The sequence below is a fragment of the Acidaminococcus hominis genome (assembly GCF_900291475.1).
Classification (GTDB): domain Bacteria; phylum Bacillota; class Negativicutes; order Acidaminococcales; family Acidaminococcaceae; genus Acidaminococcus; species Acidaminococcus hominis.
Map to the genome: position 1 here is coordinate 61,257 of NZ_OLMM01000005.1, position 17,751 is coordinate 79,007.

Sequence of the window (17,751 nt, forward strand, 5' to 3'; positions counted from 1 at the left end):
TTTGGGGCCGGCAAGCGGCCCGATTGATAGAAAACACTGTTATTTTTCCATAGAAAGCTTCTATAATTTTTTCCTTTCCCATGATACAATGAAGAAGTATCACAGGAGGTATCCCATGACATTACTGCAATTGCTTTACTTTGACACCCTGGCCCGGGTACTTCACTATACCCGCGCAGCCCAAGAGCTCCATATTTCCCAGCCCAGCCTTTCCTACGCCATCAATGAACTGGAAAAGGAACTGGACGTTCAGCTTTTTGTCCGGGAAAAGCGTCATATTACCCTGACCCCCTACGGCCAGCGCTTTCTGCCCTATGTGCAGAAGGCCCTCCAGTCCCTGGACCAGGGAAAAACCACCCTAAAAGAAATGAAGGGGGAAGCGGAATACGTGGTCCGTTTGGGCTACTTCCATTCCATTTCCTCCTCCCTGATTCCTTCCATGATGGAGTCCTTTTACCAGGACCTGTCCCACCGGCAGACGCATTTTCAATTTTCAGAAGGTACATCCTACCAGATCTATTCCCAGGTCAAGGAAGGGAAACTGGATCTGGGCTTTTCCACCCACCGGGGGCCGGGGGTGGATTCCCAGCTGATTTTAAAACAGCCCCTGTACCTGGTGGTTCCCTTGGAGCATCCCCTGGCCAAACGGTCCTACGTAACTTTTGAGGATTTTGCCAAGGAGCCCATCATCAGCCTGGACAAAGGCAGCAACCTGCGGGACCAGCTGGACCGGGCCTACAGCCGACACCAGATTGTTCCCAAGATTGTCTTTGAGGTCCAGGAGTGCAACGCAGCCCTTCAGTACATCGACCTGAAATTCGGCCTGGGCATCCTGCCGGAAATTCCCGGCATCAAAACCGCCCGGGTGGTGGCCCTGCCCATTGCGGAGCAGAACACGGACTTTATCCGGAACGTGTACCTGGTGTGGAACAATACCCGTCCCCTTACCCCGGCGACCACCCTGGCCCGGGACTTTATCCTGGAAAACTACGGTTTCCGGGGCAGTGCCGAATGATTACAGCTGCCCGCCGTAACTGATGTACAGGTAGAACAGCGGAAACGCCACCAGCACGTAGACTACGGTCGTCTCCAGAAACGAAGCCACCGACAGGTCCACGTCCAGCCCAAACAACTGGGCGGTGATTACCGAGTTGATGGCGGTGGGAGTAGCCGCTGCGATAAGGATGGTCCCCAACAGCCGCTGGTCGTGAATAAAGGGCCGGGCAATCAGGTACACCACCAGGGGCACAATAAGAAAACGCAGGGGCAGGATGCTCAGCACCTTCTTGTAGTACTTGGAGGCCTTGCTGAAATCAATGGTGTAGCCCACCGGGGTAAAGGCGATCCAAGCCTGGATGTGCACCAGACAGTGGAAGAAATTGGCCACCACCGGCGGCCGTTCCACCCCTGCCAGCTGCAGGCCCAGGCCAATGAGCATCCCCAATACCCCCAGCTGCTTTTTCGTAAAGAACATATCTTTGATGCTGATCTCCCAATGGAGTCCCGCTGCGGACTCCAATTTTTTTGCGTAATAATACTGGGCCAATGGGAAGGCCAGAATCACCATCAGCACATTCTGGGGCACGGCAAACAGCTGCACATAGGCAAAGCTGATTTCCCCGTAGGCAATGAAAGCGCAGATACCCCCAAGGGTTCCAATATTGGACAGCATGGCGGAGACAGCAAAAGACCCCTTTTCCAAGGGGTCAGAAAGTGACCGCCCAAAAACAAACACGGCAAGCCCTACGGAGAGTAGGGCCATCACCACGCTTAAAATAGGCAGCAAAATGAAAGAACGGGAAATGGGCAGGATCCAGAAGCTCATCAGGTTCATCACCGTGATCAGCGCCACTACGTTAAACAGCATCAGAGCATTGCACGCTTTCTGAGACATCCACCCTTTCTTCCGCAGGATATACCCTGTGGCCAGGGGGCAGAAAATATCAAAAATAACGGTTAGGATCTGTACACTGTTCATGGCATGGCCTCCGCATCGCCCATTCCCGTTCTCTTAGGAACAGAAACAGCTTTTTATTTTCTTCTTATTTTTTATCAGTTAAGGTATGATTCTTAGCTTGTTTTTTAGGAATATCCAGAATCAGGTCGCTGGCTTTTCCGGCACGCAGCAAATAGCTGTCGGTTTCATGGCCCACCATTTTCACCACGTCCCGGCTGATGGCCATAACCTTATCCAGGTCAATGCCGGTATCCACTTTCATTTCATCCAGCATATGCACTACATCTTCAGTGGCTACGTTGCCGGCAGCACCGGGAACGAAGGGGCAGCCCCCTACACCGGCAAAGCTGGAATCAAACTGGTCAAAGCCTGCTTCCATAGCAGCCAGGATGTTGCTCATACCCAGGCCCCGGGTGTTATGGAAGTGCATCCACCAGGAAACCTCCGGATAGGATTTCTTCATTTCCGTACCCATATCGTACACCTGGGAAGGGAAGGCCATGCCGGAAGCATCGGACAGGCTGATTTCCGTAATGCCCACACCCATGTAGGCTTCTACGATTTCTTTCACGGTAGAAACGGGGATTTCCTTATCCCAGGGAGAACCAAAGGCCATGGAAATGGAACCGGAAATGCCGATGCCGGCTTCCTTGGCCCGTTCCACGCAGGCGGCAAAGCGGGCAACGCTTTCAGCCGGAGTGCAGTTCAGATTGGCCAGGTTGTGGGCCACAGAAGCGGAAACATTCAATTTCACCTTTTTGCAGCCGCAGGCAATGGCCCGTTCCACGCCTCTCAGGTTGGCAATGAGGGCCCGGTATTCCACTCCTTCTTTTTGCTTGAAGTTCTGGAACACTTCGTCGGTATTGGCTACCTGGGGTACGGCCTTGGGGCTGACAAAGCTGCCCACTTCAATCACCGGGAATCCGGCGTCCGTCAATTTTTGCAGCAAATCCAGCTTCTGCTCGGTGGTGAGCAGGGTCTTTTCATTTTGCAGGCCATCCCGCAGACCTACTTCACAGATACGTACTTTTTTGACTACGTTTAATCCCATAATGCTATTTGTCCTCCTGGTGGTCTATTCCTTCAAATATTTGGCGCCCAATTCCCGCAGTTCATCTACGTGCACCAGTTTGATGTAGGTGTTGAAGTCGATCATGTCGCCATCGTAGCCAGCATCGCTGCCATGCTGTTTGATATATTCCAGTACCCGCAGTTCAGCTGCTACCTGAGCAAACAGGACGCTGAAGGGGAAGGTAATGATCTTGTAGCCCAGTTTCTTGCCGCAGTCTTCACTGCTGAAGCCCTTGAAGAAATCCTGGTTGGGGAAGAAGCCCAGATGGATGGGACCATGGACCTTTTCCGGCAGGGCAATCAGTTCTTCCCGGGATTTCGGCAGAATCTTGACCATGTCAGCGCCGGCGTCCAGATAGGCGTTGGCCCGTTCTACAGCTTCTTCGTAGGGAGCATCGGTTCTGGCAATGATCAGCAGATCCGGATCTTTCCGGGTTTCTACCGCAGCCTCAATCTTGCCCACCATTTCGTTGGTGCTGATCAGCTGGGTATCGCTGATAAAGGGGCAGTTGGGCGGCTGCTGCTGGTCTTCAATAAAGAAGCCGGCAACCCCGGTCTTTTCATATTCCTTGACGGTACGTACTACGTTCAGGGCATTGCCGTAGCCGCCTTCTGCATCGCAGATAATGGGGATATTGACGGCATCGGCCATTTTGCTCAAGATATCCACGGATTCATTCAGGGCCAGCAGGCCGCTGTCCGGCTGAGCCAGGACGACGCCGTGCATGCCGTAGCCGGTGGTGCCGCACACATCAAAGCCGGCCACTTCAATGGCCCGGGCGCTTAAAGCATCGTAGGCGCAGGGGGCTACCAGATAATCTTTTTCCTTCAACAGACGACGCAGTTTCGTGGTCATTTTTTCCATAGGAAACCCTTCTTTCTGTACAGTTGATGGTTCTTTACTTCTCTCCATTCACAAATACCCTGTTCTGGTTGAAAACGGAACAGGGTATTTGCCTTTATCATATTATTTTGCTTTGTGGGACTTTGCGTGGTTGGGAGCTACAAACTCACCGTTTTCGTCTTTCACCAGTTTGCCGTCTTCAACCAGCTTGTTGGGGCTATAGATATCATTGATGTTCCAGCAGCCAGGAGTAGGAACTACAATGTTTTCCATAGGAGCTTCTACCAGGAAGGGTCTGCCTTCAGCGTTGGCTTTCATGGCAGCTTCCATGGCCGGTTTGAATTCTTCAGCGCTGTGTACGCAGATAGATTCCACGCCATAGGCTTTGGCTACGCCAGCCCAGCTGGGGCTGTAGGTTTCGCCGTCCGGAGTCTTGAATACCGTACCAAACTTGGTGCCGTAGTTGGCATTTTCCAGACCAGCAATGGTACCGAAAGCAGAGTTGTTCATTACTACCCAGGTTACAGGGATATCTTGTTCCACAGCGGTAGCCAGGCAGGTGGGGTTCACGCCGAAGCCGCCGTCACCGGTCAGGGTGATGCAGACCTTGTCAGGAGCACCCAGTTTGCCGCCCAGTACAGCGGAAGCACCAAAGCCCATGGTAGCCAGACCGGAGGAGTGATGGATGCTGCCGGGAACGGTAATATCATATTGCTGTGCTACACCATTCTTGTTCCAGCCCACATCGGTGAAGATATGTGCATCTTCGGGAACAACGGCCTTTACATCCTTCAGGATCCGCTGCGGGGTCATGGGGAAACGGCTATCGTTGGAAATGGCTTCGTTGCTCTTCTTGAATTCCGCCTTGGCTTCAGCAATGGCTTTCCGCAGTTCGGGATGGCTCTTGCCTTCGGGGCAGATTTTCTTTACTTCGTCAATGATCTGCTGCAGGCCCAGTTTCAGGTCGCCTACGGCGCCAATGGCTACAGGATAGTTACGGCCGATTTCGGTAGGATCGATATCGATTTGCAGGAATTCGGTCTTTTCCGGATCAAAGGTTACGCCCTTGTACCAGCTGGAGCTGTCAGCTTCGGCAAAGCGGGTGCCCAGGCCCAGGATAACGTCAGCCTGGGTGGTCAGGGAATGGGTGAATTCCATGCCCCAGAAACCAGTCTGGCCAATCATCAGAGGATGGTTGTCGCTGATGCAGCCTTGGCCCATCAGGGTACGGGAAACGGGGATATCCAGCAATTCGGCCAGTTCAGCCAGCTCATCGGAAGCTTGGGCCAAAAGGATACCGCCGCCGGCATGCATTACAGGATGTTCTGCTTTTACCAGTTTTTCAGCAATGGCTTTGGCTGCAGCCGGATCCAGGGCCGGTTTCATGGTCACGTGGCTGTCTTTGTAGGTCCGATCCCACAGGTAATCTTCTACTTTTTCGGAGAAGATGTTCATGGGAACGTCAATCAGTACAGGGCCAGGACGGCCGGATTCTGCCAGACGGAAGGCCTTGTCCATAATGTCAGCCATGGATTCAGGATCGTCCACCCGCCAAGCTCTCTTGACTACCGGTTCCAGAATCTTGTACTGGCTGCCATCTTCGTGCATATTGACTTCCTGATGGGGATGTTTGCCGAAGTAGTAGCTGGGCACATCGCCAGCGATAACAACCATAGGAATGGAGTCAAAAGCAGCGTTGGCCACGCCGGTCAGGACGTTGGTCAGCCCAGGTCCAAGGTGGCACATGCAGACGGAAGCCTTATGGGTTACCCGGGCGTAGCCGTCAGCTGCGGTGGAAGCCACCGATTCGTGCCGGTTGGAAATGTATTTTACTTTCTTGCTGCGGGACAGGGCATCCAGCATGGCGATAACCGTATGGCCGCACAGACCGAATACGTATTTCACATCCCGTCTTTCCAAATAGTCAACCATCAAATCTGCAATCAATTTCTTGGTCATAATGTAGGGTCCTCCCGATTGTTCATCTGGTCTGCATCAGCGGTAAAGCTGATGCCGTGACGAACGAAATATTGGTTTAATACGTCGCCGCTGCGCATGATATAGTTCTTGAAAAACTCCGCTGCCGGGGGAATGTACCGGTCCTTGTTCCATTGCAGGTACAGGGGCCGGTCCGTCATGGCCTCGTCGGCAATGGGAATCACCTTGGTGCCGTAGGGCGCTCCGCTTAAAGGATAGGGAACCACGGCAATGCCGTGCCCCGCTGCCACCAGGCCGTAGATGATTACGTCGTTGGGAGTTTCTGTGACAATATTCACGTGCAGGTGTTTCTGCTCAAAAATTTCCTTCATTCTGCTGCTGATCTGCCCGGAGGAGTCAAAGGAAATGAAGTTCTCTCCTTGGAAATCTTCCAGCTTCAGGCTGGACCGCTGGGCAAACCGATGTTGTTCGGATACCAACGCCACCAGGGGATGGGAGCCGATATAGTACGACCCGACCCGGGGCGAATTCACCTTGGTACATAGGATCAGATCCATGGATCCATCCAATAGATGCTTTTGTAGATTGAACCAGCCTTCCGAGGAATACTGGAATTGTACGCCCAGGCGGTTGGTTTCACTGTGGTAGCGGATCATCAGATCCGTGGTAAAAGCTTCGATAGAATAGAAACCGCCAATGATGATGGTCCCGGAGTTGGGATCGATGTATTCTTTGAGAGCGTTTTCCCCTGCTTCCAGGGTATTCAAAGATTTCTGGGCGTAGGGCAGGAACAGCTTGCCATACTTGTTGAGTTTTACATTCCGTCCCTGCCGTTCAAACAGTTCCGCGCCCAGTTCCCGTTCCATGCTTTTGATGGCATGGCTCAGGTTGGATTGGCTAATCTTTAGTTTTTCTGCAGCCCTGGTGTAGTGTTCCAGTTCTGCGATTGTTACGAAATAGTACAACCATTGCAGCTGCATAAGCGTTTCCCCCTCTTCCTTCCACATTGCTTCATAGTACGTCTGGTTCTATTGTACCCGAAATAGAAGAGGGAAGGAAACGAGTATTCATTCTTACTGACTTACAAACCCAACTTATTTGCTGGCAGCATCCAGTTCTTTCATCAGCGTAGTGCCCAGGCCGCCGATTTGGTCGTCGATTTTCTTGTACAGGGCTTTTACGCCTTCGTTGTTCAGAACCTGATCGAAGAAGGACTTATCATAGGTAATCTCGGTCATGCCTCTCTTCTTCAGGATGTCCTTGTTGTCCTTGTCAACCTTTTCCAGGGTCGGACGCAGTTCATCCATGGCTTGTTTAACAGCTTGGTTCAGGGCTTTCTGGTAGGCAGGATCCAGGCTGTCATAGGCTTTCTTGTTGATGGCCATTTGGTTGGCGTACAGGATATGGTTGGTATCAGCCAAGTACTTTTGTACTTCGTTGAAGTTGGAGTTTACGATGGTATCGCTGGCGTTTTCTTCAGCATCTACGGTACCGCTCTGCAGAGCAAAGTACAGTTCAGAGAAAGCCAAAGGAGTGGGGTTAGCACCCAGGGCGGACCAGAAGTCCATGTGGTTCTTGTTGCTCATGGTACGAATCTTCAGGCCTTTGTAGTCGTCCACAGTCTTCAGATCCCGGTTGGCCGTGGTCAGACGGAAGGTACCATTTTGCAGGATGCCCAGGTAATGCAGGCCGGCCTTATCATAGGCAGCGGACAGTTTCTTGTTGAATTCCCCATTGCCGTTCAGGACCTTGTCAATGGCATCGCCTTTATATTTAGCAAAGGACATGGGCAGGTCGAATACAGCGGTTTCCGGAATTACAGCGGTCAAAGGAGCCATCTGGCAAACCACGATCTGGATATCGTTGGATTTCAGCTGCCGGATCAGATCTTCGTCGCCGCCCAGTTCCCCATTGGGATGGTAGTCGATTTTCAGCTTGCCGCCGGTGATATCAGCTACGTTCTTGGCAACTGCTTCGCCGAATTTTTGGCCGATGGCGTCTTTAGCAGCCGTATCGGCACCAATCAGTTCCACTTCCTTCAAATTGGCAAAGTCACCCTTGCCGGCGGATTTGGTGTCTTTCTTGGCGTCGTCACCGCCGCCGCAGGCGGTCAGGGAAGCTACCATCAAACCGGCCAATACTGCACTTGCGAGCTTTCTCATGGATTTTTTCATACGAATACCTCCTTAAGATGATGAATCTATAGGTTCGGGCAGAAGCAGGTCCTGCCCGAAAACACCAGGTTTATTTCAGCAGTCCCGGCAGATAGGTGGACAGCCAGGGGATATACACAATCATGAACAGGGCAATGGTGAAGGAAACAATGAAGGGGAAAGCCTTCTTGGCTACATCCATTGGCTGTTTCTCCGCTATGTTCCCGGCTACGAACAAGTCCAACCCAAAGGGAGGCGTTGCCAGGCCGATGGACAGGCAGCATACCAGTACTACGCCCAGGTGAACCGGATCTACACCCAGTTTTACGCAGGCAGGCAACAGGATGGGAGCCAGGATGATGATGGCCGGGCCGGTATCCATAACCATACCCAGCAGGAAGAAGATGATGGTCAGTACGGTCAGTACGGAGAAGGCGGAAGTGAAGTTGCCCAGGATGAAGCTTTCCACCACTTTGGTGGCGCGGGTCAGGGACAGTACGCGGCCGAAGGCGGTAGCAAAGGCCAGTACGAAGGCCAGGCCGCCGTAGGTCTTAACGGATTCACACAGCATGGGCAGCAATTCGCTGAACTTCATGGATTTGTAGATGAACAGGGAAACCAGGATGGCGTAGAATACGGATACGGTAGCAGCCTCGGTAGGAGTGGTGAAGCCGGTGTAGATACCGCCCAGTACGATTACAGGGCACAGCAGAGCCCAGAAGCTGTCTTTGAACAGGTTAACCAGACCCCGGGAAGACAATTCGCTCATTCTTTCTTTGATCTTGTCTTTGTCTTCGCCTTTCTTCACACAGTAGTACACAGCATAAACCATCAGGGCAACACCAATCAGGATGCCGGGGAATACACCGCCCAGGAACAGGTCACCAGTGGATACGCCCGTTGCCAGGGAGTACAGTACGAAAGGAATGGAAGGCGGGATGATTACGCCCAAGCCGCCGGCAACAGCAATCAGGCCAGCGCTCCAGGTTTTGTCATAGCCCAAGTCCGTCAGGAACGGTACGCACATAGCGCCTACAGCGGCGGTGGTAGCAGGACCGGAACCGGAGATGGCACCGTAGAACAGGCAGGTCAGGATTACTGCGCAGGGCAGGCCGCCGGTAAACCGGCCGGCAAAGTAAGCGAAGAAGTTGAACAGTTTCCGGGAAATACCGCCCTTGGCCATGATAACGCCGCCCAGGATGAACAGGGGAACAGCCAGGATAGGGGTGGAGTTGGCGCCGGAGAAGGTGTTGTTCAGCAGCTGTACAATAGAGCCGCCTTTATGCATCAATTCAATAGGGGCAACGGAGCCCAGGATCATGCTGACCCCGATGGGAATGGAAAGTGCAATTCCAATCAGGAATACCGCGAATACAAGTACTGCAGCCATTACTTCACATCTCCTTCCTGTGCCAGTTCAGTTTCTTTCTTGGCGTCTGCCATGGTTTGTTCAATGGTGGTCAGTTCTCTGTCACCGAAGTGCTGAATATGACGGACGATGACTTGGATGCCGCGCACACCACCCAGGAAGAAGCCGATAATCATGAAGAAATATACAAAAGACATAGGCCATTGCATTGCCGGAGAAATTTCATGACTTCTGGCGATGTTGTCATACACTTCGATGGAATAGTAGCCCAGGTAGAACATGCAGGCCATGGTAACAACGTCTACTACAATGTTGACTACTTTCTTTACCTTGTCCGGCAGCATATCTTTCAATACGCCCACCCGCAGCATATTCTCATTGAGGATGGTATAGGGCAGGGAGATGAATACGCTCCAGATCCACATGAACCGGCAAAATTCCTCGGCCCAGGTCAGGGAACTCATCCCCGGAATCTTTCTAACGATAACCTGCAGCATGCTGACGCAGGCAATGAGAACCAGCATGACGACCATGAATGATTCTTCCAAATGTTTATTCAGCCAATCAAGCAATTTCATTCTAATAAGCCTCCTTTGGTTGGTGTAGGAGCAGAAGCATCATTTCTGATTCTGTTCTGCCAGGATGGTCAAGAGTTCGTTGCGCATTACGTCAACAGGAGCCTTTTTGCCGGTCCACAGTTCGATTTGGGCCGTACCCTGGTACAGGGACATCATCAGGCCGTTCATAATCTGGCAGCCAGCTTCTTCAGCGTTTAGCAGAAACTGGGTTTTGTCCGGGTTGTAGCAGGCATCAAAGAAGATTTGGCCTTTGTTGATGTATTCCTTGGGCATGGGGGTTTCACCAATGCTGTGACCCATACCAACGCCGCTGGCGTTCAGGATAATATCGCAGGCTGCAAGTTTGGAGAAATCACCATGGGGAACGAATTCGGCGATAGTGGAGAAGTTCTTGTTGATGTCATCTACCAGGGACCGGGCGCAGTCTTCAAACAGGTCGGTGATGTAAATCTTCCGGGCGCCGTGGTAAGCCAGGATGGAGCACATGGCCCGGCCGGCACCGCCGCCGCCGAAGCAGAAGAATACGTTTTGGTCAACCTTTACGCCGGCTTCCGTGATGGCGGTGTAGAAACCAACGCCGTCGGTGTTGTGGCCGATGAGCTTGGTGCCTTCCTTCACAACCGTGTTGCAGGAGCCCATCTTCTGGCACAGGGGATCCAGTTCATCCAGATACTCCAGCACCTTGATCTTGTTGGGTTTCGTTACGGCAAACCCAGCAAAGGGCATATAGCGCAGGGCATTGACGATTTCACCCAGGTGTTCGTTGCCGGTCACCGTGTAGAAATACACCATGTTCATGCCGGCTGCTTCATACGCTTTGTTCTGCATTCTGGCGGCAAAGGATTGTGCCAAAGGATCGCCTAACAGCGTAATGAATTTCGTGTTGATATCAACGTTCATTTCATTCCCTTCTTTCTTTAGCCTCAAAAGTAATTTTTAAAATAATTTTTTCAGGTTTTTCAGGCAGCTTTTCGCATGGCCCAGAGCACCGTATTTCTCAATGTATTCCTTGTTGGGAAGCTCAATGGAGCAGGGCAGCTCCGCCGGGAAAGCTTCCAGGTACTGGGCAATGGGAGCAGCTCCCAGGCCCGGGTACTCTCTCTTTTCCCGCATGATGACGACTTTTTCGTAGGACAGGTAATCCTTGGGGCAGTCGCACATGTGGATCAAACCAAACCGGGAAGGATCCGTATTCTTGATCAGTTCCGGGGTTTCGTTATCCCAGTACACATACAGGATATCCATCAGCAGCTTCAGGTTGGGGGCCTTGATGGCATCCTGTACGGCGATGACATCTTTCAGGCTCCGCAGGCCGGAAATTGCCGGAAATTCCAAATCCATCTGCAGGCCGAATTCCTTGGCCTGTTCACAGTAGCTGCCCAGCGTATCGATGGCGAAGTTTCTGTCTTCCGTCCAAACGCTGCACAGTACCTGGGTGGCGCCCAGCTGGGCGGCCTTTTCAAAAGCGCCCCGGTAATCCTTGGGCAAATCTTCCTTCACGCGTACCAGTTCAATGTCCAGAGGCTTCAGGTTGTAAGCCTTTAAGGTTTCCTGGATTTTCTTGAACAGGGCAGGATCCTTTTCCAATTCATTGGCCGGTTCACCAGGTTGATGCATGGGAATGGTCCGCAGGCTGACAAAGTCATAGCCTGCTTCGGCAGCAATCCGAATCTGGTCCACAGCTTCCACGCCGGGGATGGTCAAATACGCGAGAGAAACCTTCCGTTTCATTACATTACCTCCTAGAAAGTCTATTTAGAATGGTCTGAAAATTCTCTCTATTAAAATTCTCTTGTTCTCCACTTCTCCTTATGCAATTTTTGTGTTGCCGCTTTCCCCTGCGGCACTCCGAATGATGAAACAGATTATTGTCTGGAAATTATGAATTTAATGAATCCATTTAATTCTCTGTTCCTTACAAGAACATTATATCGATGAGTTCTATAAATTACCAATATTATTACTTCATCATTTAATCTATTTTATTCATGAATTGTCTGATACGTTCGGATTTTTCTTGGCCAAATCCCGGTTTTTCTGTTCCGGAATTGTGAAATCTCCTTACATTGTCACCGTTTAAGACCTTTTTATATGCAACTTTTTGAACTTCCTGCAAACAATTTCTTACATCAAATTATCTCTTTTATGCATAATTTAACATGTATGAATGAAACGTATAGCCAAATCAAAAAAGGGGCTGCGAAAAAATGAAACTTCCTCCGAGGCCCTTCGGTCCCCACCTCCTTCACGCTTGGTGTGCTCCCCGTCAAGTAGACAGTTCCTAATAATATAAACCTCTACGCCGCCATTTGGTAGCTATTATGTTTTTGCATAGGGGTCAAACGGCCCAAATTCCGCTGCAAACGGCCACTGTTGTAATACTCCATGTAGTTATTAATCATCGTTACCAAAGCTTTACGGCTGTCGAAGTCACGAGTATAGTACCGTTCTCTTTTCAGCATGCCCCAGAAGCCTTCCATCGGGCCATTATCAATGCATTTTCCTATCCGTGACATACTCTGCGTCATACCAGCATCTAGAATCATCTTGCGGAAATCCCTGCAGGTGTATTGGAATCCCCGGTCAGAGTGAAACAGGGGATGCGCGCCAGGGTTTTTCAACAATGCCTTATTGAAGGTATTGAATACCAAATTTTTATCGTTCCGGTTGCTTATCACATAGGAAACAATTCGTCTGTCATACAGGTCAATAATCGCGCTCAGATATACCTTATGCACAACTACCCCCTCATAGTAGTGAAATTCTGAGACGTCAGTACACCATTTCTGGTTAGGGGCATCGGCTTTAAATTCCCTATTCAAGATATTTTCTGCAATGTATGCAGGATCTATTGCACGCTGGGTGCAGCCCTTAGGGGCATATTTAATCGTAGACTTTATATTTATCACTCGACAAAGATGAAGAACGCGACCGTCACCAATTGCTATTGGTTTCGTGTCAGGATAGATCTTCTTATTTGGGGCTCGTAAGTCATCAGCTATTCGTCTGTACCCTTTAGCTGGGTCAGCCTTGTATATCTCTTCTATTCTTTTAGCAATTTCCTTGTCGTCAATTTCGCGTGCTGAAGGCTCTCTATGAAGCCATTTGTAGTAGCCGGCCCGGGACACTTTTCCCAATTTGCACAGGCCAAGAATAGGGTAATTCTTTTCAGCGTGCAGTTCTTTAATGGCTTCATAAATGGCTCCATATCTTATTTGTGTGAATCCCGCCTCCTTTCCACAATATCGAGTTTTTTTAGGAAATCAATCTCCATATCCTTGGCTTTGAGTTTTGCATTAGCCAGTTTGAGTTCAGCTTTCATACACTCATATTCTGTAGGGGCTTCTTCAGGGACTTCTACTGGCTTCCTGTGTCCGCGCCCATCTATGAGTCCTTCGGTATTGTACTTATTATATTTTAAGACGTAATTTCTGACTTGCTGGTAGGAAACCTTAAACTTTTCAGCGGTTTCATGGTAAGCATTCCCGTTTTCAATGCAGTATTTTACGATTTCAACGCGCTCGTCAAAGGTCGTTTGTCTAGCTTTAGTCATGATCTTGGCACCTCCAGTACCCGAACTTTTTAGTTCCTCATGACTATTATACTTCTTTAACCAGTCTCTGATTTGACGAGAACTTTTTAATCCGTATTTTTGTACCAGCTGGGACATAGTCGTTTCGCCCTTAAGATATTCCTCTACGCATTGGATCTTAAGATCAGCAGAATAACTTTTAACCTGTCTTTTGTTAAATACCTCAGGACCATTTCCTATATATTCATCTACCCAATACTGTACTGCTTTCCAGTGAACCCCTAACCTTTTTGCAGAAACCATTGGTGATTCTTCATGAGCAAGAACAGCTTTGACAGCCTTTAATTTATCCTCTGCACTGACTTTCGATATAGACATTTTACATACTCTCCTTTCAACGAATCCAGGAGGTTTAACTATATGCCAGTCTACTTTATTCATAGCATACCACCTTGAAGGAGGCCTGCTAGGCCGCTGCTAATCAATTTAAGCCTTAACTGTAGTGCCAGTATGGATAAGCACTGGATTCCTTACGGCTATGAATGGCCCCTTCAAGCGTGAAGGGGCTGTCAGCCTATAGGGCTGACTGAGGAAGTTCCGGTGTTCGAATACTACTACACGAACAACGTTAAAAACGGCTTGCGAACTTAAACAAGTTCGCAAGCCATTTTTTCACAGCCCCCAGCAAACACTTCATTTCAGCCCAGGTAATCCAGGGCAAATTGGACTTCAATAGCGGTTCCCGCAGGCAGTACGTCCTCGTCCACTTCAAAGCCAGGATGGTGATGGACGCAGCAGATGCCCTTCTTTTCATTCCGGGCGCCCAAAAACAGAAAGACCCCGGGGACCTTTTCCATCAGCACGGAAAAGTCTTCCGCCCCCATCTGCCGTTCCATGGGCACTAGGGCCGCTTTTCCCAGCACCTGGGTGACGGCCTGGCGTCCCAGGTCGTTGAGCTCCAGGTGGTCGTTGCTCAGCGGTGCCGGGCCAAAGAAATAGGTACAGTCTACCTGACAGCCCAGGCCTTCCCCCACTCCCTTGGCCACCTTCTCGATTTGGGCGGGCAGTCCCTTTCGGAAAGCTTTGTCAAAGGTCCGGGTGGTACCCACCAGTTCCACCTGCCGGGCGGTCCGGCCGGCTTCCCCGGTGCTGTTAAACATCCCCACCGTCAGCACGAAGGTATTTTCCGGGTCATTTTGCCGGCTGGCCAGCTGCTGCAGGGCCAGAATCACAGCCGCTGCCGCTGCAATAGGATCCCTGCCCTGCTCCGGGGCAGCCAGGGGCGCTTCCTTCCCGGTCAGGCGAATGGTAAACCGGTCGCTGCAGGCCATCCGGGGACCGTCTTCCAAGTTCACGGTGCCAGCCTCCAACAGGGCCCAGATATGCATGCCAAATATGGCGTCCACCCCCTCCAGGCAGCCTTTTTCCACGTAGTGCCGGGATTCGGTGCCAATTTCCTCAGCCATTTGAAAAAGGAATTTAACGGTACCGGAAAAATCTTCCCGGTGCTGGCTGAGGATTTTGGCGGCCCCCAGCAGCATGGCCATATGGCAGTCGTGGCCGCAGGCATGCATGACCCCGGGATTCTGGGACGCGTAGAATTTACCAGCAGGGTCCTCCGCAATGGGCAGGGCATCAATGTCCGCGCGGAGCATCAGGGTCTTTCCCGGGCCTTTCAGGCCAGTCAGGGTACCAATGCAGCCAGTAATATCCGGAAAGGTTTCCACGGCAATTCCCATTTGCTCCAGTTCTTGTGCCAAATAGTTCGTCGTATTCCGTTCTTCCCTCCCCAGTTCCGGGTGGGCATGAAGATAATGGCGCTGGTCCAGGATATAATCCTTTTCGGCCAGCGCCAGTTCCTTAACATTCCTTAGCATCAGCATATGCCTCCTTGGCTGGAAAACCGCACCTCTGACTTACAGGCAAAAGTTTCTGCGGTCAGTTCCGCCATCCGTTTTAGTTTTTCTGCCATCTCTGCCAAAAGTTCCTCGTCGTAGCCCAAAAGGGTGCCCTGCAGCTGAACCTGGTCACAGATGATATTGAATTGCTTGCCCGCCTTGACGTTTTCCAAGGCCAAGACCAGGGGCCGCAGGGGATTGTTCACCCGGCTGACCAGGGTTTGGAGGGCCTGGATAATGGCCGCAGCAGCCACAATGGCGTCTTTGCCCAAATGGGGCGTGGAACCATGGGCCGCCGCCCCATGGACCAGAATCGTAAAATCAAGTTTGTTTTCCTTTTCGCTCACAAGTGCCATAAGAACCCCTTTCTGCGGCATTTGCCGCATGGGCTGGCAAAACTGGGAGAAGAAAGCGGCTGCGCCAGCCGGCAGCCGCTTTCGTTTTTAGTGAAGATAAATGCCGCCGCCAGGTCCCAAGGGCAGGTTCAGTACTACCCAGATGGCCAGGAGTATCAGCCAGGCCACGGAAAAGCACAGGGAATAGGGCAGCATATTGGCAATGATGGTCCCCATGCCGGTGTTCTTCTCGTACCGCCGGGCAAAGCCCAGAATCAGCGGGAAGTAATAGAACAGCGGGGACAGGGGGTTGGTCAGAGAGTCACCAATCCGGTAGGCCACCTGGGTCAAGGCCGGATCGTAACCCATGAGCATCATCATGGGCACCATTACCGGTGCCAGGATGGCCCATTTGGCAGACGCGGAACCGATGAAGATGTTGATGATGCAGGAAACCAGCACCAGGCCGAAAATCAGGGGCAGCCCAGTAAAGTGCATGGCCTGCAAGCCGCCGGCGCCTTTAATGGCCAGCACCACACCCAGGTTGGACCAGGCGAAATAGCTGGTGAACTGGGAGCAGAAGAAGCACAGCAGAATGTAGGAGGAAATATCCTTGAAGGCCAGGGAAATATCCGCAAACATATCCTTGTCGTTCTGGTATTTGCCGGAAGCAAAGCCGTAGACGGCCCCGGGCACAAACAGCACCACGGTCACCATCAGGATAATGCCGGTCATAAAGGGAGACGTGGCGCTCATGATGGAATGGGTCTTGGGATCTCCCAAAATGGGGTCCGCCCCTACGCACAACAGGGCGATGACCACCAGGGTGGCCAGGGTAGCCCACAGGGCTTTGGTGACGGCCTTTTTGTTCCGGTCCGTCATATTAGTCAGGGATTCATCCAGTTCATACTGGCTGAGATCCGCCCCGGCAAACCGGGGAGCCATAATCTTTTCCGTTACGAAGGTTCCCACCGCCGTCAAAAGGAAGCAGGAAACCACCAGGAAGTAGTAGTTGATGGCGGGAGACTGCTGGTAGTTGGGGTCAATGAGCTTGGCCGCCGCTTCCGTAAAGCCGTAGGCCAGGGAGTCGGACATGCCCAGCATAATGTTGGCGCAGAAGCCTGCGGCCACGCTGGCAAAACCACAGAACACCCCTAGCAGTGGATGCCGGCCCATGCTGAGGAAAATCACCCCAGCCACCGGAGGCAGGACCACAAAGGCCGCATCCCCGGCTACGTTGCCGTTGATGCCGATAAAGATGATGACAGCGGTGACCAGGGCGGGAGATGCGGATTTCAACATCTTCTGCATAAAGGCCGCCAGAAAGCCGCTTTTTTCAGCTACCCCGGCGCCGATAACGCACACTAGCACCATGCCCAAAGGAGCGAAACTGGAGAAGTTGGTGACAGCCTTGCTCCACATCTGCCGGAAGCCCTCCACGGAAAGCAGGTTCACTACTTTGATGACCTTGCCCGTACCGGGGTGCACTGCGGAGACGCCCATACTGCCCAAAAGGGCGGAACAGGCCACCACAATCAGGGCCAGCAGAATAAACAGACTGGCCGGATCCGGCAGTTTGTTGCCGGCCACTTCCACCATGTTCAGAAAGCGGTCCATCAGACTTTTTTTCTGGGTGGTTGGATTTTCTGTTGTCATAGCTATCACTCCTTTTTGTCAGCGCTTCCCAATAAATACAACATTTTCTGCTCCATGAGGGAAGATAGTTCGTTTTTATTATAAAAGATATAAAAAAACATGTCTAGAAAATCCATGTAAAATCTTCTTTACACAGGCTTTTTCGCTGATTTTCAGGCTAAAAATGGAATAAATGAAACAGTGCAGGCAAATAATGGAAAAGCAGAAAAGTTTGGGATAATACCAAACGATTATTTTTTATTAGTATTATGCGTTCGTTATGTTTTTCAAGCCTCCTTCTGCAATTCCTTTGGGTTTCTAATTTCTGCGTTTTTTTAACTAAGTTTATTTTTATTTTTCCTCAAATTTCGTTAAGTTAACGTAAAAAAATAAGGCTGCAAAAAATGCACAGGCATTTTTTCACAGCCTTACGGTATATTC

General features: G+C 51.1%; 16 protein-coding genes. 1 reads left to right on the forward strand and 15 read right to left on the reverse strand.

Annotated elements, in window-relative coordinates:
- The first annotated feature begins 115 nt into the window (after positions 1 to 115).
- Entirely contained in the window at positions 116 to 1,015 is a 900-nt protein-coding gene (locus C7E10_RS06690; RefSeq protein WP_105326569.1) for a LysR family transcriptional regulator, read from the forward strand.
- Here the strand turns inward: C7E10_RS06690 and C7E10_RS06695 are convergent, their stop codons facing one another.
- From C7E10_RS06695 to C7E10_RS06765, 15 genes are all read right to left on the reverse strand, one after another.
- A complete protein-coding gene (locus tag C7E10_RS06695; RefSeq protein WP_105326570.1) occupies positions 1,016 to 1,978 on the reverse strand; it encodes an AEC family transporter in 963 nt (320 codons plus the stop codon). It abuts the gene before it with no gap.
- A 64-nt stretch (positions 1,979 to 2,042) separates the two neighbouring features.
- Positions 2,043 to 3,008, reverse strand: coding sequence for a hydroxymethylglutaryl-CoA lyase (locus C7E10_RS06700; protein WP_105326571.1), 966 nt, complete (start codon positions 3,006 to 3,008; stop codon positions 2,043 to 2,045).
- Between the two features lie 24 nt (positions 3,009 to 3,032).
- A complete protein-coding gene (locus C7E10_RS06705; protein ID WP_105326572.1) occupies positions 3,033 to 3,893 on the reverse strand; it encodes an isocitrate lyase/PEP mutase family protein in 861 nt (286 codons plus the stop codon).
- Between the two features lie 102 nt (positions 3,894 to 3,995).
- Positions 3,996 to 5,831: a thiamine pyrophosphate-binding protein gene (locus C7E10_RS06710; protein ID WP_105326573.1), complete on the reverse strand. Its 1,836-nt coding sequence runs from the start codon at positions 5,829 to 5,831 to the stop codon at positions 3,996 to 3,998.
- Positions 5,828 to 6,790 carry a LysR family transcriptional regulator gene (locus C7E10_RS06715; RefSeq protein ID WP_105326574.1) on the reverse strand — a complete coding sequence of 321 codons (963 nt, stop codon included), beginning with the start codon at positions 6,788 to 6,790 and terminating at the stop codon, positions 5,828 to 5,830. Before C7E10_RS06715 ends, C7E10_RS06710 begins: the two co-directional genes overlap by 4 nt.
- Positions 6,791 to 6,904: 114 nt before the next feature.
- Positions 6,905 to 7,984 (reverse strand): TRAP transporter substrate-binding protein, encoded by a 1,080-nt coding sequence (locus tag C7E10_RS06720; RefSeq protein ID WP_105326575.1) that lies wholly within the window; start codon positions 7,982 to 7,984, stop codon positions 6,905 to 6,907.
- 70 nt (positions 7,985 to 8,054) lie between these two features.
- A complete protein-coding gene (locus tag C7E10_RS06725; RefSeq protein WP_105326576.1) occupies positions 8,055 to 9,353 on the reverse strand; it encodes a TRAP transporter large permease in 1,299 nt (432 codons plus the stop codon).
- Entirely contained in the window at positions 9,353 to 9,910 is a 558-nt protein-coding gene (locus tag C7E10_RS06730) for a TRAP transporter small permease (protein WP_105326577.1), read from the reverse strand. Before C7E10_RS06730 ends, C7E10_RS06725 begins: the two co-directional genes overlap by 1 nt.
- 39 nt (positions 9,911 to 9,949) lie before the next feature.
- Positions 9,950 to 10,810: a shikimate dehydrogenase family protein gene (locus C7E10_RS06735; RefSeq protein WP_105326578.1), complete on the reverse strand. Its 861-nt coding sequence runs from the start codon at positions 10,808 to 10,810 to the stop codon at positions 9,950 to 9,952.
- Positions 10,811 to 10,846: 36 nt separating this feature from the next.
- Positions 10,847 to 11,641 (reverse strand): sugar phosphate isomerase/epimerase family protein, encoded by a 795-nt coding sequence (locus C7E10_RS06740; RefSeq protein WP_105326579.1) that lies wholly within the window; start codon positions 11,639 to 11,641, stop codon positions 10,847 to 10,849.
- A 566-nt stretch (positions 11,642 to 12,207) separates the two neighbouring features.
- Positions 12,208 to 13,125 carry an IS3 family transposase gene (locus C7E10_RS06745; protein ID WP_105325363.1) on the reverse strand — a complete coding sequence of 306 codons (918 nt, stop codon included), beginning with the start codon at positions 13,123 to 13,125 and terminating at the stop codon, positions 12,208 to 12,210.
- Positions 13,122 to 13,883: a helix-turn-helix domain-containing protein gene (locus tag C7E10_RS06750; protein WP_105325742.1), complete on the reverse strand. Its 762-nt coding sequence runs from the start codon at positions 13,881 to 13,883 to the stop codon at positions 13,122 to 13,124. The genes C7E10_RS06745 and C7E10_RS06750 overlap by 4 nt, the downstream gene beginning before the upstream one ends.
- 257 nt (positions 13,884 to 14,140) lie before the next feature.
- A complete protein-coding gene (locus tag C7E10_RS06755; RefSeq protein WP_105326580.1) occupies positions 14,141 to 15,319 on the reverse strand; it encodes a M20 metallopeptidase family protein in 1,179 nt (392 codons plus the stop codon).
- On the reverse strand, positions 15,319 to 15,696 hold the full coding sequence (locus tag C7E10_RS06760; RefSeq protein ID WP_158572366.1) for a peptidase dimerization domain-containing protein: 378 nt from the start codon (positions 15,694 to 15,696) through the stop codon (positions 15,319 to 15,321). Before C7E10_RS06760 ends, C7E10_RS06755 begins: the two co-directional genes overlap by 1 nt.
- An 87-nt stretch (positions 15,697 to 15,783) precedes the next feature.
- Complete coding sequence (locus C7E10_RS06765) at positions 15,784 to 17,331, reverse strand: AbgT family transporter (RefSeq protein WP_105326582.1); 1,548 nt, start codon at positions 17,329 to 17,331, stop codon at positions 15,784 to 15,786.
- Positions 17,332 to 17,751 lie beyond the last annotated feature (420 nt).